The sequence below is a fragment of the Microlunatus flavus genome, from assembly GCF_900110855.1.
GTDB lineage: Bacteria > Actinomycetota > Actinomycetes > Propionibacteriales > Propionibacteriaceae > Microlunatus > Microlunatus flavus.
This window is the reverse complement of sequence record NZ_FOFA01000001.1, coordinates 745,392-766,585: the sequence shown is the minus strand read 5'-3', so window position 1 is coordinate 766,585 and position 21,194 is coordinate 745,392. Positions and strand designations below refer to the sequence as shown.

The following is a 21,194-nucleotide window of genomic DNA, read 5'->3' as shown; positions in this document are numbered from 1 at the left end:
GAAGGGCATTGCTCGCGCTGGGTTGTGACCCATCCGGGCGGGGTCGCGCGCCGCCCCACGCCGACTGCGCGCGAAACGGGCCGACACGCCGGCGAGTCGGCCGATCTCCGCGCACTCGACGCCAGGTCGACCGCACCCGACGGGCCGACCCACGGCGCACCCGGCTCCCTCGTTGCTGCGCTTGTCCTCCCGGCCACGCGCCCGACCGCACCCGCACCCCGTACGCACCGGGCTCGCCGCCGGCCCGCCCCCCTCACGAACCACCTCGTCCCGACCACAGGAGCTGACCGATGACCGAACCGCCCCAGGTGTTCGACCGGCGGGAGCCGGTGGACCTGCAGGACGAGATCCAGAAGTCCTACCTCGACTACGCCATGAGCGTCATCGTCGGGCGGGCGCTGCCGGACGTGAAGGACGGGCTCAAGCCCGTGCACCGCCGGATCCTCTACGGCATGTACGACGGCGGCTACCGGCCGGACCGCGGCTGGAACAAGTGCGCGCGGGTCGTCGGCGAGGTCATGGGCCAGTACCACCCGCACGGTGACGGGGCGATCTACGACACCCTCGTGCGCCTCGCGCAGCCGTGGGTGATGCGCTACCCGCTCGTGCTCGGGCAGGGCAACTTCGGCTCGCCGGGCAACGACAAGGCCGCGGCCATGCGCTACACGGAGTGCCGGATGGCGCCGCTGGCCATGGAGATGGTCCGCGACATCAACGAGAACACCGTCGACTTCAAGCCGAACTACGACGGCAAGGCGCAGGAGCCGGTCGTCCTGCCGAGCCGCTTCCCGAACCTGCTCGTCAACGGCTCGACCGGCATCGCCGTCGGCATGGCGACGAACATCCCGACGCACAACCTGCGCGAGGTCGCGTCGGCGGTGCAGTGGTCGCTGGAGAACCCCGAGGCGTCGGCCGAGGACCTGCTGGAGGCCTCGCTCGCACGGATCTCCGGCCCCGACTTCCCCAACGGCGCCCTGATCGTCGGGCGTCGCGGCATCGAGGACGCGTACCGCACGGGCCGCGGTTCAGTGATCATGCGCGCGGTGGTCAACATCGAGGAGGAGCGCAACGGGCGCACCTCGCTCGTGGTGACCGAGCTGCCGTACATGGTCAACCCGGACAACCTGTCGCTCAAGATCGCCGAGCTGGTCAACACGGGCCGGCTGAACGGCATCGCCGACATCCGCGACGACACCTCGGCCCGTACGGGGCAGCGGCTCGTGATCGTGCTCAAGCGCGACGCCCAGCCGCGCGTGGTGCTGAACAACCTCTACAAGCACACGCAGCTGCAGGACACCTTCGGCTGCAACATGCTGGCCCTGGTCGACGACGTGCCGCGCACGCTCCGCCTCGACCAGTTCATCTCCTACTGGATCGCCCACCAGATCGAGGTCATCCAGCGCCGGACGCAGCACCGCCTGGAGGACGCGGAGGCCCGCGCCCACATCTACCGCGGCCTGGTCAAGGCGCTGGACGCGCTCGACGAGGTCATCGCGCTGATCCGGCGCAGCCCGAGCACCGACGAGGCGCGGGAGGGTCTGAAGTCGCTGCTGGACATCGACGACCTGCAGGCCACCGCGATCCTCGACATGCAGCTGCGCCGGCTGGCCGCCCTCGAGCGGCAGCGGATCGTGGACCAGCTGGCCGAGTTCGAGCGGATCATCGCCGACCTCGAGGACATCCTGGCCAAGCCGCAGCGGCAGCGCGACATCGTGCGCGACGAGCTCGCGGAGATCGTCGAGCGTTACGGCGACGAGCGGCGTACGAAGATCATCGCGGCCGACGGCGACCTGTCCGACGAGGACCTCGTGCCCGACGTGCCGGTCGTCGTGACGATCAGCCGCGGCGGCTACGCCAAGCGCACGACGACGGACCAGTACCGCGTGCAGAAGCGGGGCGGCACGGGCGTGCGGGGCGCGACCCTGCGGGCCGACGACGAGGTGGGTCACCTCTTCGTCACGACCAACCACCACTGGATCCTGTTCTTCACCAACAAGGGCCGGGTCTACCGCGCGAAGGCGTGGCAGCTGCCTGAGGCGGGCCGCGACGCCCGCGGCGGGCACGTGGCCGGGCTGCTGTCGTTCCAGCCGGACGAGGAGATCGCCCAGGTGCTGGCGGTGCGCGACTACGGCGCCGCGGACTACCTGCTGCTGGCGACGCGGCGGGGCCTGGTCAAGAAGACCGAGCTGAGCCTGTACGACTCGCCGCGCCAGGCCGGCATCATCGCCGTGAACTTCCGCGACGACGACGACGAGCTGATCGGCGCCGACCTGTGCGGCCCGACCGACGAGGTCCTGCTGATCTCGACCAAGGGGCAGGCGATCCGGTTCCCGGCGGACGACGAGGAGCTGCGCCCGATGGGGCGGGCGACCTCGGGCGTGACGGGGATGAAGTTCCGTCCGGGTGACGAGCTGCTCTCCATGTCGGTGATCCGGCGCGGCGAGTCGGAGGACGACCGCTACGTCTTCACCGTCACCGACGGCGGCTTCGCCAAGCGGACCACGGTCGCGGAGTACCGCCAGCAGGGCCGCGGCGGCCTCGGCATCAAGGCCATGAAGCTCGCCGAGGACCGCGGCTCGCTGGTCGGCGGCGTCGTGGTCAACGAGGGCGACGAGGTCATCGCGCTCAAGGCGAGCGGCCAGGTCACCCGGAGCCCCGTCGCCGAGGTCGCGGTCAAGGGCCGCGACACCATGGGCGTGAAGTTCGTGGGCGTGCGTGACGGCGACTCGGTGGTGGCGATCGCGCTCTACCCGGAGGTCACCGAGGCCGAGGTGGAGGCCGTGGAGGCCGAGGTCGAGGCCGAGACGGGCGGCCCGGACGTGGTGAGCGAGGCCGCGGAGTCCGGTGTCCCCGAGCAGGTGCTCGCGGCCGAGGAGAGCCAGGTCGGCGACCAGGCGGCGGAGTCCGCCCTGCCCGACGAGACGAGCGACGACCCGGCCGAGGACGACTCGATCGACTGAGCCCTCGCACCCTGAGCTCGTCGAAGGGGTCCGGAGCCGGGGTCGGCGTGCTCGGTGGAACGCTCCCTGAGCTCGTCGAGGGACCCGGAACCGGTCGGCGTTGGTCGTCGATGAGGACGCCGACCGCTCCGGGCCCCCTTCGACAGGCTCAGGGCACCGCCTTCGACAGGCTCAGGGCACCGCCTTCGACAGGCTCAGGACACCGCTTCGACAGGCTCAGGGAGCGGGACGGTGCTGCGGCACCGCGCCGACACCGGAGTCCTACGCGGAGTCGTACCTGGGTCTCGGCTGAGCACCGACGGGCCCTCGCTGTTTGGCTGTGCCGCGCCGGTGACCGATGATGAGAGGGTCGGGTGCCCCTGCAGGGGGTGCGTGGCGGGTCGGGTGCCGCGCGGTTCCGGGCCTGGGCCGCGTCGCCGTGCCACGATGGAAGAGCACGGCAGGACCCGGTCACCGCTGGCCTCACCGGAGGGCCGACGGACCACGGACGACACGGTCCTCGCGACGCCGACGGGCGCGACGAGGACCAGGAGGATGGTCAGCGTGAGCGAAGGCACGCCGGGACGCGGTCCCGACGCCGACACTCGGACCGACGCCGGAGCAGAGCAGGGCGCGGCCAACGGCCGCCCCGCGTCGGAGCCGGTGCGCTACGGCCCGCGCAACGGCAGCCCGCGGACCCCGAGCAACGGCAGCGCCCCCTCGGGCCGCCCGGCTCCCAGCTCCCCGCAGCAGTACCGCTCGCCCCAGCCGACGCAGCCGGCCCAGCCCTCGGGCGCGCCCGCGAACGGGAACGGTGCGCACGCGGCCGGCACCAACGGCAACGGCACGAACGGCACGGGTGCGAACGGCAACGGCACGAACGGCGCGAGCACCAGCTCCAACGGCGCGAGCACCAACGGCACGAGCGGCAACGGCTCCAACGGAAACCGCGCCAACGGCAGCGGCACGAACGGCACGCAGGGCCCCGCGTCCTACACCCGTCCGCGTCCCGCAGCCCGGCCGACGCCGACCGAGCAGGACCGCGCCGTCGCCGACGCGCGGACCGCGGCGGCGGCCCGCAACGCCAGCGCCAACAAGGTCCGCGGCGGTTCAGCCCTCCTCGGCGGGTCGAAGCCGGCCGACGACCGGACCGACGCCCGCCCGCAGACCGGCCCCGCCGCCACTGCTGCCGCCGCTGCCGACGACACCGCGGTGACGCCCGTCGTCCGGGACGACGTCGAGGACCGCAGCACGGCCGCGGCTCCCGGCGACGCGTCGACCGAGACGCCCGCGGCCGGCTCCGCGTCGGAGAAGACCGCGGGCCTGCGCGGGCTGTTCCGCGAGCGCCGGCCGAAGAGCGCTCCCGCGAGCGCCGCCCCGGCGGCGGCCGCCGAGGCCACCGCGACGACCACGCCGAGCAGCCCGGCCGCCTCCTCGACGCCGTCCCCGACCACCGCGTCGGCCGCCGCCCCGGCGACCAGCCCCGCCGAGGTCGAGCAGGGCGCCGGCAGCCGTGCGGCCGACGCCGAGCCCACCACCGACACGGTCGAGACCACGCAGGAGCGTCCGCTCACGTGGCGCGACCGGCTCGGCATCACCCCCAAGGCGCCCAAGCCGCAGCCGGTGGTCGTGCCCGACAGCGGGCCGGGAGTTCCCACCGCCGCAGCGGCGGCCGCGGTCGCCGCGAGCGTCGCCGCCGGCTCCGCGCCGCCGGAGACGAAGGCCTCGCCCACCGGTCCGACGACCCCGCCGGACGTGACCCAGCTCCGCGCGCCCGCCACGCCGGCAACGCCCGTGCCGGCGACGTCGGACACGGTCGTGATCCCGGCCGTCGAGGCCGGCGCGGTCAGCCCCAGCGCTCCCGCCGCCGCAGCGACGGCCCAGCCGCTGGTCGCGGCCAAGGCGAAGGTCGGGCTCGCCCGCCGTACGCGCAAGGCGCGCCTGCGGCTGTCGCGCGTCGACCCCTGGTCGGTGATGAAGACGGCGTTCCTGTTCTCGATCGCCGCCGGGATCATCCTCGTCGTCGCGACGTACGGGGTCTGGTCGGTGCTCAACGCGTCCGGGCTCTTCGAGGCGGTGAACGACATGGTGAAGAGCGTCGTCTCGACGCCGGGTGACACGACGCCGTTCCGCATCGAGGAGTACGTCAACACCCAGAAGGTGCTCGGGCTCGCGGCGATCATCGCCGTGATCGACGTGCTGATCTTCACCGCGCTCGCGACGCTGGGGTCCTTCCTCTACAACCTCGCGGCCACCGTGCTCGGCGGCCTCGAGGTCACGCTCGCCGAGGACTGAGGCCGGGAGCCCGACGCCCGGCCGGCGTCGGGCACGGCTGAGGCCGTCGGGCTCGACCTGCGACCACGTCGCGCTGCGTCGCGGCTGGTCACGAGTTGGGCCGGACGCGTCGATCCGCTAATGTTGTCCCTCGTGCGCGGCTCGGCCGCGGACCCCTCTCGGGCCTATAGCTCAGTCGGTTAGAGCGCTGCCCTGATAAGGCAGAGGTCGGTGGTTCAAGTCCACCTAGGCCCACCCTCCTGTCCCCGAGCGCTCCGGTCGAGCGCCAGGCTCAGCCCACGGGAACGACCGGGCTGTAGCGCCGCTCCGGGCGTCCGACGGCGCCGTAGCGCAACCCGACCGCCACCGTCCCCTCGGTGACGAAGTGCTCGAGGTAGCGGCGCGCGCTCACCCGCGAGATCCCGACGAGCTCCGCGCACTCCTGCGCCGAGAGCTCGCGGCCGGCCGAGACCAGGGCGTCGACGATCGCCGCCGCCGTCTCCTGGCTCAGGCCCTTGGGCAGCGGTGCCGGCCGGCTGCGGTCCGGACGGCCGAGCAGCGCGTCGACGGCGGCCTGGTCGGTCAGGCGCCGGCCGGGCGAGGAGGTGCGGCTGTCGCGGTAGTGCAGCAGCCGGTCCACCAGGTCCTGCTGGGTGAAGGGCTTGAGCAGGTAGTTGACGACGCCGAGGCGCACCGCCCGCTCGACGGTCTCGGCGTCGTTCGCGGCGCTGATCACGATCGCGTCGCCCTCGACGCCGCGGACCCGCATGCGGTTCAGGGCGGTCAGGCCGAACATGTCCGGCAGGTAGAGGTCGAGCAGGATCAGGTCCGGACGCGCCGCGAGCGCACGGCTGATCGCCTCCTCGCCGCTGTGGGCGACGCCGACGGTCCGGAAGCCGGCGACCCGGTCGACGAACGCGCTGTGGATGCGGGCCACCCGGAAGTCGTCGTCGACGACGAGCACGGAGATCACGAGGCCACCGGGTCCTCGGCCCGGCCGCCGACGTGGGCCGCGCGGGCCTCGACCGCGGGAGCCGGTTTGACCGTCATCCAGGCGGCGAACTCGGCGCCCCCCTCCGACGCGCGGACCTCGACGTCGCCACCCCGGGTGCGGCAGATCCGCCGCGTCAGGGCCAGACCGATGCCGCGCTCGCCGTCGCGGGCCGCCTTGGTGGTGAAGCCGTGCTCGAAGACCTCCGACGCGGTCGTCGACGCCAGCCCCGGCCCGGAGTCGCGCACGACGATCTCCACCACGTCCCCGGTCTGGTGGAGGTCCACCTCGACCCAGCCGGCCCCGGGGGCGCCGCCGGCGGCGCTGACGGCGTCGACCCCGTTCTGCACGAGGTTGCCCAGCACCGTCGCGACGTCGAAGGACGAGCGCGGCTCGAGCGGGCGCATGGCCGAGCCGGGACCGACCCGCAGCTCGACGCGCCGCTCGGCGGCCTGGGCCGACTTCGCGACGAGCAGCGCGGCGACGGAGGAGTCGCGGACCCGCTGCGTGATGGTGAGGTCGACGGCGGCGCGGCTGTCGGACAGGGCCTGGACGTAGCCGACGACCTCGTCGTAGTCCCCGATCTGGATCAGCCCGGCGATGGTGTGCAGCTGGTTGGCGAACTCGTGGGCCTGGGCCCGGAGCAGGTCGGCGGTGCCCTGGTACGCGCCGAGCTCGCGCTCCAGCTCGGCCAGCTGCGTCCCGTCCCGCAGCGTCGTCACCGAGCCGAGGTGCCGGCCCTCGTGGCTGACCGGCATCCGGTTCAGCACGAGGACCCGGCCCGAGCGCAGGACGACGGCGTCGCGCTCGGCACCGTCGACCCCGGTGAGCACGTCGCGCAGCCGCCCGCGGATCCCCAGCTGGTCGAGGTCGAGACCGACCGGGTCGGTGGGCAGCGACAGCAGCGTCGTGGCCGGCTGGTTGACCAGCGTCACCCGCTGGGCCGGGTCGAGGGCGATGACGCCCTCCGCGATGCCGGCGAAGATGGCCTCGCGCTGCTCCACCAGCCCGGCGATCTGGGCCGGCTCCATGCCGAGCGTGCCGCGCTTGATCCAGCGGGCCAGGGCGAGCGAGCCGAGCAGCCCCAGGAGCAGGGCCGCGCCCAGGTAGGTGAGCAGGGCGGGCGCCGCGCTCGCCAGGGCCTGGGTGCGGGTCGGCCTGACCTGCCCGACGAGCGCGATCCCGACCTGCTGCACCGGGGAGCCGGACGACAGCACCGGGGCCGCGGCCAGGACGTACGCCTGCCCGTCGAGGGTGACGGCACCGCTGTGCGAGCGCCCCGGTGCGGCGAGCAGCTCGGGCCAGGGCAGCTGGTCGCCGAGCAGCAGGGGGTCCGTGCTGGCGACGACGATGCCGGTCGGCGTCGCCGCTGCGACCAGGTCCACCCCGGTGACGGTCTGCAGCTGGGCCACCGCGGCGGGCAGGACGGCGCCGGTCTGCCGGACGTCGGGGGAGCGGACCACCGGGTTGGCCGCCAGGTTCTCGGCCAGCGTGAGGGCGCGCCGTCCCTCGTCGCGGGCGAAGCCGAGCCGGGTGATCTCCACCGACACGGCCGAGACGCAGACGAGGACGGCCAGGATCAGGGCGAGCTGCACCGCCACGAGCTGCTGCGCGAGCGGGAGCCGGGGGCGCCGTACGGCCACGGGGCCCACCTCCGTCCACGACACCGCTGTCGAGCACACCTGTCGGACCACATTGTGGTCCTTCGACGCGTCGGCGCCATCCGGGCGTGACCGCAAAGACCACAACGACCACGATGGCCGAAAACTAGCCGTCGACGACGCCGGGGGCCAGAGTCGTGCCGCGAGGGGCCGTGACCGGCTCCGACGACGAGACGGCTCTCCAGCTGTCCCCACGACGACGTGAGAGGACGACGATGTTCGACCTGACCAAGAAGCTGAGGTTCGCGGCCGCGATCGGCGCGGCCGCGCTGCTCATCACCGGGTGCGGAGCCACCGCGAAGCAGTCGGAGTCCGGCGGGGGCGGCAGCGACGGCCAGCCGCTCAGCGGCACGCGCTTCATGGTGCCGAACACCCCGGGTGGCGGCTACGACACGACGGCCCGCGCCGCGGCGAAGGTGATGGACGACATCGGCGTCACCCGCAGCACCGAGGTCTTCAACCTCGCCGGGGCCGGCGGCACGGTCGGCCTGTCCCGGACCGTGTCCGAGGAGGGCAACGGCAAGCTGATGATGATGATGGGGCTCGGCGTCGTCGGGGCCCAGTTCACCAACAAGTCCGAGTCCAAGCTCGACAAGACCACCCCGATCGCCAAGCTGATGGAGGAGTCGGGCGCGATCGTCGTGCCCAAGAGCTCGCCGTACAAGAGCATGGCCGACCTGGTCGCGGCCTGGAAGGCGGACCCGTCCAAGCTCGCCGTCGGCGGCGGCTCCTCGCCCGGCGGCCCGGACCACCTGCTGCCCATGCAGCTCGCGCAGGCGGTCGGCATCGAGCCCAAGCAGGTCAACTACGTGGCGTACGACGGCGGCGGCGACCTGCTCCCGGCGCTCCTCGGCGGCAAGGTCGCGTTCGGCGCGTCCGGCTTCAGCGAGTTCCTCGACCAGGTCGAGGCCGGTGAGGTCCGCGTCCTCGCGATCAGCGGGCCGGCGCGCGTCGACGCGATCGACGCCCCGACGCTCAAGGAGTCGGGGATCGACCTGGAGTTCACGAACTGGCGCGGCATCGTCGCCCCTCCGGGCATCTCCGACGCCGACAAGGCCGCCCTGGCCAAGGCCGTCGACACGATGCACGCCAGCCAGGAGTGGAAGGACGTCCTGACCAAGAACGGCTGGACCGACGCCTACCTCCCGGCCGACCAGTTCGGCCCCTTCCTCACCGCGCAGGCCACCGGCGTGGAGGAGACCCTGACGAAGCTCGGGCTGGCGTGAGCACGGCGCCCTCCGTGGCGCAGCCGGCGGCGGCAGGTCCCGCCGCCGGTCCCCGCCGCGACCTGGCCCAGGTCGGCGTCTGCGCGTTCCTCCTCGTGCTCGGCGTCGTGGTCACCGTCCAGGCGCTCGAGCTGACGAACCAGACGAGCATCGACCCGCTCGGCGCCCGGGCGGTGCCCCTCGTGGTCGGGATCGCGCTGGTCGTCCTCGCGGTCGTGCTCCTCGTGGCGGTGCTGCGGGGGAGCCGGCCCGAGCAGGAGGCCGGCGAGGACGTCGACCTGCAGCAGCGGATGGACCTGCGGACGGTGCTGCTGCTCGTCGGGGTGTTCGCCGCGAACATCGCCCTCATCGACCTGCTCGGCTGGGTCATCTCGGGCTCGCTGCTCTTCTACGGCTCGGTGATCGCGCTGGGGAGTCGGCACTTCGTGCGCGACCTCGCGGTCGCGGTCGTCATGGCCCTCGTGACGTTCTACGGCTTCGCCATCGGTCTGGGGGTCGGCCTGCCGGCCGGCATCCTCCAGGGAATCCTCTAGGGGCGGGCGATGGAGAGCTTCGGATTCCTCCTCGACGGCTTCGTCACGGCCGCCACACCGCTTAACCTCCTGCTCGCCCTCATCGGCGTCGTCGTCGGCACCGCCGTCGGCGTGCTGCCGGGCATCGGGCCTGCGATGACGGTCGCCCTGCTCCTCCCGGTCACCTACGGCCTGGAGCCCACCGGCGCGCTGATCATGCTCGCGGGCATCTTCTACGGCGGCATGTACGGCGGGTCGACGACGTCGATCCTGCTGAACACCCCCGGCGAGTCGTCATCGGTCGTCACCGCGATCGAGGGCAACCTCATGGCCAAGGCCGGCAAGGCCGCGCCCGCCCTGGCCACGGCGGCCGTCGGGTCGTTCGTGGCCGGAACGATCGGCACGCTCCTGCTTGCCTTCTTCGCCCCGGTCGTCACCCGGTTCGCGGTCTCGCTCGGCGCCCCCGAGTACTTCGCGGTGATGCTGCTGTCCTTCATCGCCGTGACCGCGGTGCTCGGCACCTCGCGGCTGCGGGGCTTCATCTCCCTCGCCGTGGGACTGACGATCGGCCTGGTCGGGATCGACTCGGTCAGCGGCCAGTCCCGCCTCACCTTCGGCGTCCCCCAGCTCGGCGACGGCATCGACGTCGTCGTCGTCGCGGTCGGCATCTTCGCCGTGGGCGAGGGCCTGTGGGTCGCGGCGCACCTGCGGCGCAAGGCCGCGGAGGTCGTCCCGGTCGGACGCCCCGGCATGAGCCGCGAGGACTGGAAGCGCTCCTGGAAGCCGTGGCTGCGCGGGACGGCCTTCGGGTTCCCGTTCGGCGCGGTGCCCGCGGGCGGCGCGGAGATCCCGACCTTCCTCTCCTACATCACCGAGAAGCGGCTCTCCAAGCACCCCGAGGAGTTCGGCAAGGGGGCGATCGAGGGCGTCGCCGGCCCGGAGGCGGCGAACAACGCCAGCGCGGCCGGCACGCTCGTGCCGATGCTGTCGCTCGGGCTGCCCACGAACGCGACGGCGGCGGTCATGCTCGCGGCCCTCACCTCGTACGGCATCCAGCCGGGCCCTCTGCTGCTGCAGCGCGAGAGCGGCCTGGTGTGGGCGCTGATCGCCAGCCTGTTCATCGGCAACCTGCTGCTGCTGGTGCTCAACCTCCCGCTCGCCCCGGTGTGGGCCCGGCTGCTGCGCCTGCCGCGTCCGTACCTCTACGCCGGCATCCTCTTCTTCGCCTCGATGGGGGCGTACGCGGTCAACGGCTCGTCGTTCGACCTGATCCTGCTGCTCGGGCTCGGGCTGCTCGGCTTCGGCATGCGCCGCTTCGGGATCCCGGTCCTGCCGCTGATCGTCGGGGTCATCCTCGGGCCGCGGGTGGAGCAGCAGGGCCGCCGCGCGCTGCAGCTGTCCTCCGGCGACGCGAAGGGGCTGCTCGGCGGGGTCGACGTCGCGACGGGCGAGTTCGTCCTGTCCGCCATCGCCATCACCGCGTACGCGATCATCGTCGTCGTCCTGCTCTGGCCGCTGATCTTCGCGCTCGTGCGCCGGGTCCTGCCGACCCGGGTGGAGGCGGCCGTCGGACGGCTCGAGGAGGAGCTCCACACCGACCTCGACCTGGACGCCCCCCCGGGCGGCACCGACGACCGCGTGCCGGAGCCGAGCCTCTCGCGCTCCTCCGGCAGCCCGGACGCCCCGACCGGCCTGGACACCACGGACAGCCCGGACAGCTCGACCACCTCGAAGAAGGAGTTGCGATGACGATCGTCGTCGGGTTCAGCGCCACCCCGCCCGGGCGGGCCGCCCTGCTCGCCGCGGCCGACGAGGCCAGGCTGCGCGGGACGGACGTCCTGGTGGTGAACTCCTCGCGCGGCGACGCGTACGCCGACCCCGGTTACGCCCAGCCCGCCGACCTGGCGTGGGCGCGGGCGACGCTCGACGACGCCGGGGTGACGTTCGACGTGCGCCAGGAGGTCCGCGGCCGGGAGGCGTCGGAGGAGATCGTCGACGTGCTCGAGGAGGTCGGTGCCTCGCTGTGCGTGATCGGTCTGCGGCGCCGCAGCGCCGTCGGCAAGATGCTGATGGGCAGCAACGCGCACCGGATCCTCATGGAGTCGCCCTGCCCCGTCCTGACGGTCCGACCCGAGGAGCACTGACATGGCGACGACGCAGCCGCAGGCGACCGCCGACCTCGTCGACGAGCACGGTGACGCGCTGGCCAGCCTCCCGCTCCAGCTGCGCAGCTTCGGGCAGCACCGACGGTTCGCGGGACCGGTCGTCACGGTGCGCTGCCACGAGGACAACGCCCTGCTCAAGCAGACCCTGGCCGAGCACCCCGACGCCGAGGGGAGCGTGCTCGTCGTCGACGGCGGTGGTTCGCTGCGCTCCGCCCTCGTCGGCGACGTCATCGCCGGCATCGCGGTGGAGCGCGGCTGGGCCGGGCTGGTCGTCCACGGCGCGATCCGCGACAGCGCCGCGATCGACGCGCTGCCGATCGGGGTGAAGGCGCTGGGGACCAACCCGCGCAAGAGCACCAAGACCGGGGCGGGCGCCGTCGACGTCGAGGTGGAGATCGGCGGGGTCCGCTTCGTGCCCGGCCGTGTCCTGCACTCCGACGAGGACGGGGTCGTGCTGCTGCCCTGACCCGTGGCGAGGGGTGGCACCGCCCACGTCCAGCCAGCACCAGCAGCAACTCCTGTGGCTCCGGCCGCAGGAGTTTCCTGCCTCCGGGCCCGGGTAGGGGTGGGGCGGCCGCACAGCAGAGCGCGGCTCCGCCCCACCGCCCTTGGAGGACCCCGTGTCCCAGAACGTCTCACCCGGCGCGCGCGTCGAGACCCGCCGCAGCCACGTCCAGAAGGCCGCGACCGTCGTCGGCGTCGTGTTCCTCGCCGTCGGGGTGCTGGGGTTCGTCCCCGGCATCACCACGAACTACGACAGCCTGTCCTTCGCCTCCCACCACTCCGACGCCCGCCTGCTCGGCCTCTTCCAGGTGTCGGTGCTCCACAACCTCGTGCACCTGCTCTTCGGCGTCGCCGGACTCGCGTTCGCGCGGACCGTCCACGGCGCGCGCCGCTACCTGGTCGTCGGCGGGATCATCTACCTGGTCCTCTTCGTCTACGGCCTGCTCGTCCCCATGGACTCCTCGGCCAACTTCGTCCCGGTCAACGCGGCCGACGACGTGCTGCACCTGCTCCTCGGGATCGGGATGATCGCCCTCGGCGTGGTCCTCACCCGCCGCAGCACCTCGGGCACGCGCGCGGACGTCTGAGCCGTACGGGCTCCCGGGGGAGGGCACCACGCCCTCGCCCGGGAGGCCGGCGCCGACCTCGTCGAGGCCTCCTTCGACGGGCTCAGGACACCGCTTCGACAGGCTCAGGGAGCGCTCCCGCTCCCAGGCCTCTGGGGTCGTTATCGCACCGTGATCTGTGGCAGACTCCGCGGCGCGACCTCAGGGGGTTGGCGGTCGCGCCGTCCCGCCGGCGGTCCCGTGCCGGCTCGAGTCCCGAGGTCCAGCACCGATGCCACGAACGACGCCTGCCCGTCCGCGTCCCACCGCCGCCGCCGTCCGGGGGCTGGTCGCCCTCCTGCTGTCGCTCGTCGCGGTCCTGGCCGCGCCGCCCACCGCGGCGCTGGCGGCGGACACCACGAAACCGGTGCTCAGCGGCCTGACCGTCAGCCCGACGTCGGACCGGGCCACCGTGCGCTGGACCACGAACGAGCCCGCCACGGGCCAGGGCGTCTTCGGCACCACCACCGCGTACGGCCGCACGACGACCAAGGCCACCTCGCTGACGACCTCGCACACGCAGACGCTGACGGGCCTGAACGCCGGCACGACCTACCACGTGCAGGTGCGGTCGACCGACGGTGCGGGCAACACCGGCTACTCGGCCGACGCGGCCTTCACCACGCCGAGGACGAGCACGTTCAACCCCGGGAACACCTCCGGAACCGTCGCGGTCCCGTCGGGCATGGGCCTGGAGGACGTCAGCAGCCCCAACCGCGTCGTCGGTGACGGCACGCCGTCCAGCTGCACGAGCGCCGCCGTCGTGGCCGCCGTGAACGCGGGCGGGGTCGTCGTCTTCCGCTGCGGCGCCAACCCGGTCACCATCACGCTCACGCAGACGCTCAAGGTCCGCAACAGCACCGCCAGGCTGGTCCTCGACGGCGGCGGCAAGGTCACCCTCTCCGGCGCCGGGGTGCGTCGGATCCTCTACGTCGACACCTGCGACACCGCGCTCGGCAGCGTCTCCGGCAACTGCCTCTACGCGCCGAACGGCCCCCGGGTCACCGTCCAGAACCTCACGCTCGCCGACGGCAACGCGACCGGGGCCACGTACGTCTCCCCGGGCGACAGCGGCCAGGGCAGCAACGGGGGTGGCGCGATCTTCCAGCTCGGCGGTCGCCTCAAGGTCGTGCGCTCGGTGTTCGTCCGCAACCGGTGCGCGACGACGGGTCCCGACCTGGGCGGCGGCGCCATCCGCGTGCTGGCCCAGCACTCGCCCACCCCGAACGACCTCGACAGCTCCTACGCCGCGCGCAACCAGGAGCCGGTGGCGATCGTGCAGAGCACCTTCGGCGGCGTCAGCGGCCAGGGCAACACGTGCTCGAACGGCGGCGCGATCAGCGGCCTGCGCACGCCGATCACCGTCGTCAACAGCCTCGTCACCGACAACAGCGCCGTCGGCTGCTGCGCCAACCCGCCGCACCCGGGGACGCCGGGCGGCGGCAGCGGCGGGGCGGTCTACACCGACGGCACGAGCTACGACCTCAAGGTCCTCGGCAGCCGGATCGAGCGCAACAGCGCGAAGGCCGGGGGCAGCGCGATCTTCTACGTCAGCAACGACCTCACCGGCCATCTCGCGGTGCAGCAGTCGGTGAGCCGGAACAACGTCTACAGGGCGAGCGGCTACAGCCCCAGCGACCAGCACTTCGAGACCTACCCCGGCATCTTCTACCGGGGCAGCGGCTCGCCGAGCTTCACGGGGTCGACGATCCAGTGACGCGGTCGAGGAAGTCCTCGTAGGAGCCCGGGGGTCGGCCGGTCAGCTCCTCGACGCCGTTGCTCGTCGTCGCCGCGTGCCCCGCGCGGATCGCCGCGTAGAGCTCGACGATCCCCTCCACGAGGAACCCGGGCACGCCGTTGCCGCGCATGGCCCCGGCGAGCTGCTCGGGCGGCAGGTCGACGTAGGCCACCTCGCGCCCGAACGCCTGCCCGTACGCGCGCGCGGCCTCGGGCACGGTGATCGCCCGCGGCCCGGTCACCTCGAGCGCGCCCTCGACCGGGTGGCTCGACGCCAGCACGTGAGCCGCCACGTCCGCCACGTCGCGGGCGTCGACGAAGGCGTGCGCGCCGTCGCCGCTCGCGCCGTACCAGCGACCGTCCGCCGCCCCGCCCGGCGGGACGAGATGGACCTGCATGAAGGCCGTCGGGCGCAGCAGCGTCACGCCGAGGCCGGAGGCCCGGAGGTGCTCGTCGACCTCGCGGTGCCAGCGGGCGAACGTCGAGGGGGAGGCGGCGTCGGCGCCGACGACCGACACGGCCACGACGTGACGCACGCCGGCGCGGACGGCTGCGTCGACGAGGGCGCTCTCGCGGCGGACCTGGTCGGGGTGCGCCGGCGTGAGCAGGAACAACCGGTCGCAGCCCTCGAGGGCGGCCGCCACCGACGCGGGGTCGTCGACGTCGCCCTCGACCACCTCGGCGTCCGCCGTCCGCAGCGCGACGCCGCCGGCGTGGACCAGGCAGCGCACGTCGAGGTCGCGCTGCACGAGCAGCGGCACCAGCTCGCGGCCCACGTTCCCCGTGGACCCGGTCACCAGGATCATCGTGACGCCCCTCGTCGTCCGGAACGGCTCCCAGCGTCCTCGCCGCGCGGCGGCATGGTCAACGCATGCAGCGGCCGGGCCCGCGCGCCGGTGGGGCTACTGGATCCCGCCCCGGACGGCGGTGATGCGGGAGGTGTTGAAACCCAGCCAGTGCATGCGCCCGACGTAGCGGGCGTGCTCGACCTTGAGGCAGCGGTCCATGATCACCGTCATGCCGGCCTCGGTCGCCGTGCGCGCGGCCTCGAGGTCGATCACACCGAACTGGCACCACAGCGCGCTCGCGCCGATCTCGATCGACTCGGCCACGATGCCCGGCAGCGCGTCGGGCGCGCGGAACACGTCGACCAGGTCGATCGGCCCGACCGCGTCGCGGGCCGCCCGGAGGCTCGGGTAGCTCCTCTGGCCGAGGATCTCGGTCTCGCGCGGGTTGACCGGGACCATCCGGTAGCCGTGCCGCAGGAGGTAGTAGCCGACGAAGTGGCTGGCCCGCAGCTCGTTCTTCGACAGCCCGACCACCGCGATGGTGCGCGTGGAGTGCAGCACGCGCTGGATGTCGGTCGTGTCCTGGTACGCCGTGAGGTCCGGCGTCGTCGCCCCCGCGGTCACCGGGCACCCGCCGGGGCGCCGTGGCCGGCGGCGACGAGGGCGAACGCCTGCTCGAGGTCCCAGATCAGGTCGTCGACCGACTCGAGGCCGACGGAGAGCCGTACGGTCCCGGCGCCGACCCCGCCGGCGGCCAGCTCGGAGTCGCTCAGCTGGCGGTGGGTGGTGCTGGCCGGGTGGATGACCAGGCTCTTGGCGTCGCCGACGTTGGCCAGGTGCGACCACAGGGTCAGCGCGCGGATCAGGTCCTGCCCGCCCTCGCGCCCGCCCGCGCAGTCGAAGGAGAAGATCGCCCCGGCGCCGCGCGGCAGGTACTTCTCGACGAGCGGCCGGTACGGGCTGTCCGGCAGCCCGGGATGGCGCACGTTGCTGGCCAGCGGGTGCGCCTCGAGGAACTCGGCGACACGCAGCGCGTTGGCCACGTGCCGGTCCATCCGCAGCGAGAGCGTCTCGAGCCCCTGGAGGAAGAGGAACGCGTTGAACGGCGTCATCGCCGCGCCCAGGTCGCGCAGCGTCTCCGCGCGCAGCTTCATCAGGTAGCCGTACGTCCCGAACGTCTCGTGGAACTGCAGGCCGTGGTAGGCAGGCGAGGGGTCGGCGACGACCGGGAACCGGCCGTTCGACCAGTCGAACGTCCCGCCCTCGACCACCACGCCACCGAGCGACGTCCCGTGGCCGCCGATGAACTTGGTCGCCGAGTGCACCACGATGTCGGCGCCCCACTCGAGCGGACGGACGAGGTAGGGCGTGGTGAACGTGCTGTCGACCATCAGCGGCAGGTCGTGCTCGTGCGCGATGGTGGCGACGGTCTCGATGTCGAGGACGTTGCCGCCCGGGTTGGTGACCGTCTCGCCGTAGAAGACCTTGGTGCTCGGCCGCACGGCGGCCCGCCACGCGTCGGTGTCGTCCGGGTTCACCCAGGTCACGGTGACGTTCATCTTGCGCAGCACGTGCTTGAACTGGTTGACCGAGCCGCCGTAGAGGGCGGACGAGGCGACGACGTGGTCGCCGGGCTCGAGCAGGGTGAACAGGGCGGCGTGCTGCGCCGCGATCCCGCTGGCGAACGCGACCGCGCCGGCCCCGCCCTCCAGGTTGGCCATGCGCTCCTCGAAGACCGCGACGGTCGGGTTCATGATCCGCGAGTACGTGTTGCCGTACTCCTGCAGGTTGAAGTACGCCGCCGCCGACTCCGGGTCCTCGAACACGTAGCTGGTGGTCTGGAAGATCGGCACCGCCCGGGCGCCCGTGTTCGGGTCGGGCCGCTGGCCGGCGTGCAGCTGGCGGGTCTCGAAGCCGAAGTCGTGGTCGGCCTCGATCCGGTCCTGGCCGTGGCCGTTCGTGCTGCTCATCGGTTCTTGTCTCCCAGCCGGTCGGTGTCGAGGAAGTCGCGGATGATCGGCGTCTGCCGGGCCTCCTCGAGGAGGAAGCAGTCGTGGCCGTACGGCGCGTCGATCACGTGGAGCTCGCTCGACCTCCCGTTCGCGACGAGGGCGTCGTGGACCTGCTGCGACGCGGTCGGCGGGTAGAGCCAGTCCGAGCTGAACGCGATCAGCAGCGTACGTGCGGTGACGGCCTCGAGCGCGCGCGCCAGGTCGCCCTTCCCGTGGTCGCGGGCGAGGTCGAAGTAGGTGAGCGCGCGCGACGTGTAGAGGTAGGTGTTGGCGTCGAAGCGGCGCACGAACGAGTCGGCCTGGTGGCGCAGGTAGCTCTCGACCTCGAACTCCGGTTCCGTGACCGTGTAGCGCACGGCGTCGCCGTGCTGGAGCCGGCGGCCGAACTTGCCCTCGAGGGCCGGCGCGGACAGGTAGGTGACGTGGCCGACCATCCGGGCGACGCCCATGCCGGCGACGGGGGCGCGGCCGGTCCCGTGGTAGTGCCCGCCCTGCCAGTCCGGGTCGCGCAGGATCGACTCGCGCGCGATCGCGTTCCAGGCCATGCCCTGCGGCGCGAGCGCGTGGGTGCTGGCGATCGGGATGACGGCGTCGACCTGGTCGGGGTGGGTGACCGCCCACTCCAGGGCCTGCATGCCGCCGAGCGAGCCTCCCGCCACGGCGGCGAGGCGCGCGATGCCGAGCGCGTTGAGGAACGCGCGCTGCGTCCTCACCATGTCCGCTACCGTGATCACCGGGAAGTCCGAGCCGTACGGGCGTCCGGTCGCGGGGTCGGTCGACGACGGGCCGGTCGTGCCCTTGCAGCCGCCGAGCAGGTTCGTCGAGACGACGAAGAAGTGGTCGGTGTCGAAGGCCTTGCCGGGCCCGATCATCCCGTCCCACCAGCCGAGGGTCTTGCCGCGGGCGCCGTCGCGCTCCTCGGCGGCGAACCCGTCGCGTGTCCCCTCGACCGCCCAGGCCGGGGCCTCGCCCGCCGCGTGCGCGTCCCCGCTCAGGGCGTGGCAGACCAGGACCACGTTGTCGCGGGCCTCGTTGAGCGTCCCGTACGTCTCGTAGGCGACGCGGACCCCGGTCAGGGTGCGGCCGCAGTCGAGCGGCAGCGGCTCCTCCAGGTCGAGGTGCTGCGTCTCCACGTGGCCGACGGAGCGGACGACGGCCGGTCCTGCCCCGGTTCCAGACGCCATGAGGGGGAGCGTATCCCCGCCCGGCGGCGGTATTCTCGGCCATCCCGCTGGGGAAGCGGGGGTTGACCAGGAGGGGGGCCACCCATGACGGTGACCGAGAACAGCCAGCAGGACGGCAGGACGGCGGACAACGGCGTCGACGTGGAGGCGCTGCTCGGGGCCCGCGAGGTGCTCAAGGGCGCGCCCGAGGCGGCGCAGTTCACCTGGCGCGCGACGTCGACGTGGACGCACGGCGTGCACAGCACCTCGAGCATCGAGAACTACTTCGGGCTCGGCGAGGAGCAGCACCACAAGACCCGGACGACGTTCGACATCGACCACCCCGAGGTGTTCGCGGCCCCGGACAACGGCATCACGCCGATCGAGTTCCTGCTCGTCGGCCTGGCCGGCTGCCTGACCGCGGGCGTGGCCTCGGTCGCCCAGAACCGCGGCATCCAGCTGCGCTCGGTCGAGGCGACGGTCGAGGGCGAGCACGACATCCGCGGCATCCTCGGCGCCGACCCGGACGTCCGCAACGGCTTCAACGACGTCAAGGTCACCTTCCACATCGACGCGGACGCGTCGAAGCAGGAGATCGAGGCCCTGGTCGCCCAGTCGCAGAAGCGTTCCGCGGTCTTCGACGCCCTGACCAACCCGACGAACGTGAGCGTCGAGGTCGCCTGACCGAGGACGTTCCCGAGGCCCGGCAAGGGTTCTCGGAACGCTCCCTGGGCTTGTCGAAGGGCCTCGGAACGCTCCCTGGGCTTGTCGAAGGGCCTCGGAGCGCTCCCTGAGCCTGTCGAAGGGCCTCGGGACGCTCCCTGAGCCTGTCGAAGGGCCTCGGAGAGGTCAGCGGTCCACCACCACGAAGGACGCAGCATCGAGCACGTCACCACGGTCGTCGTCGGGGCCGGTCACGCCGGCCTGGCCGCGAGCCACCACCTCAGCGCGCGCTCGATCGACCACGTGGTCCTCGAGCGCGGGCAGGTGGCGAACTCCTGGCGCACCGAGCGCTGGGACTCGCTGCGCCTGCTCACGCCCAACTGGCTGAACCGGCTGCCGGGCCTGCCCTACGACGGGCCGGACCCGGACGGCTACCTCGCCATGGGCGAGGTCGTCGCGCTGGTGGAGCGGCTCGCGTCGGTGACGGCGGCGCCGGTCCGCACGGAGACCGCGGTGACCTCCGTACGGCGGACCGACGGCGGCTACCGCGTCACCACCGACGCGGGGGAGATCGAGGCCGGCACCGTCGTCGTCGCGAGCGGGGCGTTCAACCGCCCGGCCGTGCCGCCGCTGGCCGCGGCCGTCCCCGCGTCCGTCCTGCAGGTCACGCCGTTCGCCTACCGCCATCCCGCCGAGCTGCCCGACGGCGGCGTGCTGGTCGTGGGGGCGTCGGCGTCGGGGGTCCAGCTGGCCGCCGAGCTCGCGCGCTCCGGCCGGCCCGTCACGCTGTCCGTCGGCGAGCACGTCCGGATGCCGCGCACCTACCGCGGGCGCGACGTCCTGTGGTGGATGGACGCGAGCGGGGTCTGGGACGAGCGCTTCGACCAGGTCGACGACCTCGACCGCGCTCGCCGGCTGCCGTCCCCGCAGCTCGTCGGCACCCCGGCGCGGGCGACGCTCGACCTCAACGCCCTCGCCGACCTCGGCGTCGAGCTGGTCGGGCGCCTGGCGATGGTGCGCGACGGGAAGGCGCTGTTCTCCGGGGGCCTCGCGAACGTCTTCGCCCTCGCCGACCTCAAGCTCGAGCGCCTGCTCGACGCGTTCGACTCCTGGGCGGTCGGCGCGGGCGTGGAGGACGAGGTCGGGCCCCCCGAGCGCTTCGCCCCGACGCGCGTCCCCGCGTCGCCGCGCTGGCAGCTCGACCTCGGCAGCGGCGCGATCCGTACGGTCCTCTGGGCCACCGGCGGGCGCCCGGACTACTCCTGGCTCGACGTGGACGTGCTCGACGCCAAGGGCCGGCTGCGCCACGAGGGCGGCGTGGTCGACAGCCCCGGCCTGTACGCGCTCGGCCTGCCGGTGCTGCGCCGGCGCCGCTCGACGTTCCTGCACGGGATCGACGACGACGCCCGCGCCGTCGTCGAGCACCTCGCCGGCCACCTCGGCTGAGCGCCGCGCACCTGCGCGAACCAGCCATGGCGGACCACGCCCGGCGGTGGCAGGGTCGACCGCGTGGGCGACCTCGTCGGACGGGCCCTGGAGCTGTGGGGCCGGCCGCTGCCGCAGGGTGGTGCGGCGCTGGAGGCGTTCCGCGGCGTGTACGACGACCCCGTCACCGTGAACGGCGTGCCGACCGCGCTCCAGGTGCTCGTCGACCGGTCCCGGATGCTGCAGGCCGCGCTCGCGGACCTGCGCCACACGGTGCTCGCGTCGGTCGAGGCGCCGGGCCGTCGGGCGTTCGCGTTCCGGCTCTCGGGGCGGTTCGTCGGCCCGCTCGAGACGCCGCTCGGCCTGCTCGCCCCGACCGGGCGGCCGGTCGAGGTCGCGGGCCAGGACCTCTTCGTCGTCGACGAGCAGCGTGACCGGGTGACGGCGCTCTGGGCGCAGGCCGACCTGCTGTCCCTGCTGCTGGACGCCGGCGCGGTCGCCCGGCTCGACCGGTGACCGGCCGACCAGG

At 73.3% G+C, this 21,194-nt stretch carries 18 protein-coding genes and 1 tRNA gene; 13 read left to right on the top strand and 6 right to left on the bottom strand.

Annotated elements, in window-relative coordinates; translation table 11 throughout:
* Positions 1-290: 290 nt before the first annotated feature.
* The 3 genes from gyrA to BMY04_RS03690 all read left to right on the top strand — a co-directional run bounded on the left by gyrA (position 291) and on the right by BMY04_RS03690 (position 5,468).
* Entirely contained in the window at positions 291-2,960 is a 2,670-nt protein-coding gene (gene gyrA / locus BMY04_RS03700; protein WP_091177708.1) for a DNA gyrase subunit A, read from the top strand.
* Positions 2,961-3,503: 543 nt separating this feature from the next.
* Positions 3,504-5,234: a DUF3566 domain-containing protein gene (locus tag BMY04_RS03695; RefSeq protein ID WP_139209731.1), complete on the top strand. Its 1,731-nt coding sequence runs from the start codon at positions 3,504-3,506 to the stop codon at positions 5,232-5,234.
* A 160-nt stretch (positions 5,235-5,394) separates the two neighbouring features.
* Positions 5,395-5,468 (top strand) — tRNA-Ile (locus BMY04_RS03690).
* A gap of 37 nt (positions 5,469-5,505) precedes the next feature.
* Here the strand turns inward: BMY04_RS03690 and BMY04_RS03685 are convergent.
* Positions 5,506-6,186 carry a response regulator gene (locus tag BMY04_RS03685; protein WP_091177706.1) on the bottom strand — a complete coding sequence of 227 codons (681 nt, stop codon included), beginning with the start codon at positions 6,184-6,186 and terminating at the stop codon, positions 5,506-5,508.
* Positions 6,183-7,847 (bottom strand): sensor histidine kinase, encoded by a 1,665-nt coding sequence (locus BMY04_RS03680; protein ID WP_091177935.1) that lies wholly within the window; start codon positions 7,845-7,847, stop codon positions 6,183-6,185. Before BMY04_RS03680 ends, BMY04_RS03685 begins: the two co-directional genes overlap by 4 nt.
* A gap of 233 nt (positions 7,848-8,080) precedes the next feature.
* Here BMY04_RS03680 and BMY04_RS03675 point away from each other — a divergent pair, with 233 nt between their 5' ends.
* The 7 genes from BMY04_RS03675 to BMY04_RS03645 all read left to right on the top strand — a co-directional run bounded on the left by BMY04_RS03675 (position 8,081) and on the right by BMY04_RS03645 (position 14,594).
* Positions 8,081-9,091: a Bug family tripartite tricarboxylate transporter substrate binding protein gene (locus BMY04_RS03675; protein ID WP_091177705.1), complete on the top strand. Its 1,011-nt coding sequence runs from the start codon at positions 8,081-8,083 to the stop codon at positions 9,089-9,091.
* Positions 9,088-9,624: a tripartite tricarboxylate transporter TctB family protein gene (locus BMY04_RS03670; protein WP_198409910.1), complete on the top strand. Its 537-nt coding sequence runs from the start codon at positions 9,088-9,090 to the stop codon at positions 9,622-9,624. Before BMY04_RS03675 ends, BMY04_RS03670 begins: the two co-directional genes overlap by 4 nt.
* A gap of 9 nt (positions 9,625-9,633) precedes the next feature.
* The gene (locus BMY04_RS03665; protein ID WP_091177704.1) at positions 9,634-11,352 is read left to right on the top strand and encodes a tripartite tricarboxylate transporter permease; all 1,719 of its coding nucleotides are present in this window, start codon (positions 9,634-9,636) and stop codon (positions 11,350-11,352) included.
* Positions 11,349-11,747, top strand: a complete 399-nt coding sequence (locus tag BMY04_RS03660) for a universal stress protein (RefSeq protein ID WP_091177703.1) — start codon at positions 11,349-11,351, stop codon at positions 11,745-11,747. Before BMY04_RS03665 ends, BMY04_RS03660 begins: the two co-directional genes overlap by 4 nt.
* A gap of 1 nt (position 11,748) precedes the next feature.
* The gene (gene rraA / locus BMY04_RS03655) at positions 11,749-12,234 is read left to right on the top strand and encodes a ribonuclease E activity regulator RraA (RefSeq protein ID WP_091177702.1); all 486 of its coding nucleotides are present in this window, start codon (positions 11,749-11,751) and stop codon (positions 12,232-12,234) included.
* 154 nt (positions 12,235-12,388) lie between these two features.
* Positions 12,389-12,859 (top strand): DUF4383 domain-containing protein, encoded by a 471-nt coding sequence (locus tag BMY04_RS03650; RefSeq protein ID WP_091177701.1) that lies wholly within the window; start codon positions 12,389-12,391, stop codon positions 12,857-12,859.
* A gap of 250 nt (positions 12,860-13,109) precedes the next feature.
* Positions 13,110-14,594 carry a fibronectin type III domain-containing protein gene (locus tag BMY04_RS03645; RefSeq protein WP_198409909.1) on the top strand — a complete coding sequence of 495 codons (1,485 nt, stop codon included), beginning with the start codon at positions 13,110-13,112 and terminating at the stop codon, positions 14,592-14,594.
* Here the strand turns inward: BMY04_RS03645 and BMY04_RS03640 are convergent.
* From BMY04_RS03640 to metX, 4 genes are all read right to left on the bottom strand, one after another.
* Positions 14,572-15,411, bottom strand: a complete 840-nt coding sequence (locus BMY04_RS03640) for an NAD(P)H-binding protein (RefSeq protein WP_170853969.1) — start codon at positions 15,409-15,411, stop codon at positions 14,572-14,574. The two genes, BMY04_RS03645 and BMY04_RS03640, sit on opposite strands and share 23 nt — an antisense overlap.
* Before the next feature lie 105 nt (positions 15,412-15,516).
* Positions 15,517-16,026: a CoA-binding protein gene (locus tag BMY04_RS03635; RefSeq protein WP_091177699.1), complete on the bottom strand. Its 510-nt coding sequence runs from the start codon at positions 16,024-16,026 to the stop codon at positions 15,517-15,519.
* Positions 16,023-17,372, bottom strand: a complete 1,350-nt coding sequence (locus BMY04_RS03630) for an O-acetylhomoserine aminocarboxypropyltransferase/cysteine synthase family protein (protein ID WP_091177698.1) — start codon at positions 17,370-17,372, stop codon at positions 16,023-16,025. The genes BMY04_RS03635 and BMY04_RS03630 overlap by 4 nt, the downstream gene beginning before the upstream one ends.
* Entirely contained in the window at positions 17,369-18,598 is a 1,230-nt protein-coding gene (metX, locus tag BMY04_RS03625; protein ID WP_091177697.1) for a homoserine O-acetyltransferase MetX, read from the bottom strand. The genes BMY04_RS03630 and metX overlap by 4 nt, the downstream gene beginning before the upstream one ends.
* Before the next feature lie 84 nt (positions 18,599-18,682).
* Here metX and BMY04_RS03620 point away from each other — a divergent pair, with 84 nt between their 5' ends.
* The 3 genes from BMY04_RS03620 (at position 18,683) to BMY04_RS03610 (ending at position 21,181) form a co-directional block, all read left to right on the top strand.
* On the top strand, positions 18,683-19,261 hold the full coding sequence (locus tag BMY04_RS03620; protein WP_091177696.1) for an OsmC family protein: 579 nt from the start codon (positions 18,683-18,685) through the stop codon (positions 19,259-19,261).
* Positions 19,262-19,456: 195 nt separating this feature from the next.
* Positions 19,457-20,686: an NAD(P)-binding domain-containing protein gene (locus BMY04_RS03615; RefSeq protein WP_091177695.1), complete on the top strand. Its 1,230-nt coding sequence runs from the start codon at positions 19,457-19,459 to the stop codon at positions 20,684-20,686.
* A 63-nt stretch (positions 20,687-20,749) separates the two neighbouring features.
* Complete coding sequence (locus tag BMY04_RS03610) at positions 20,750-21,181, top strand: ester cyclase (protein ID WP_091177694.1); 432 nt, start codon at positions 20,750-20,752, stop codon at positions 21,179-21,181.
* Positions 21,182-21,194 lie beyond the last annotated feature (13 nt).

What these genes read in the sequence shown, in the direction of transcription:
- metX (WP_091177697.1), bottom strand. Translation starts at nt 18,598, where the DNA reads ATGGCGTCTGGAACCGGGGCAGGACCGGCCGTCGTCCGCTCCGTCGGC.
- BMY04_RS03620 (WP_091177696.1), top strand. Translation starts at nt 18,683, where the DNA reads ATGACGGTGACCGAGAACAGCCAGCAGGACGGCAGGACGGCGGACAAC.
- BMY04_RS03675 (WP_091177705.1), top strand. Translation starts at nt 8,081, where the DNA reads ATGTTCGACCTGACCAAGAAGCTGAGGTTCGCGGCCGCGATCGGCGCG.
- BMY04_RS03630 (WP_091177698.1), bottom strand. Translation starts at nt 17,372, where the DNA reads ATGAGCAGCACGAACGGCCACGGCCAGGACCGGATCGAGGCCGACCAC.
- BMY04_RS03645 (WP_198409909.1), top strand. Translation starts at nt 13,110, where the DNA reads ATGCCACGAACGACGCCTGCCCGTCCGCGTCCCACCGCCGCCGCCGTC.
- rraA (WP_091177702.1), top strand. Translation starts at nt 11,749, where the DNA reads ATGGCGACGACGCAGCCGCAGGCGACCGCCGACCTCGTCGACGAGCAC.
- gyrA (WP_091177708.1), top strand. Translation starts at nt 291, where the DNA reads ATGACCGAACCGCCCCAGGTGTTCGACCGGCGGGAGCCGGTGGACCTG.
- BMY04_RS03665 (WP_091177704.1), top strand. Translation starts at nt 9,634, where the DNA reads ATGGAGAGCTTCGGATTCCTCCTCGACGGCTTCGTCACGGCCGCCACA.
- BMY04_RS03660 (WP_091177703.1), top strand. Translation starts at nt 11,349, where the DNA reads ATGACGATCGTCGTCGGGTTCAGCGCCACCCCGCCCGGGCGGGCCGCC.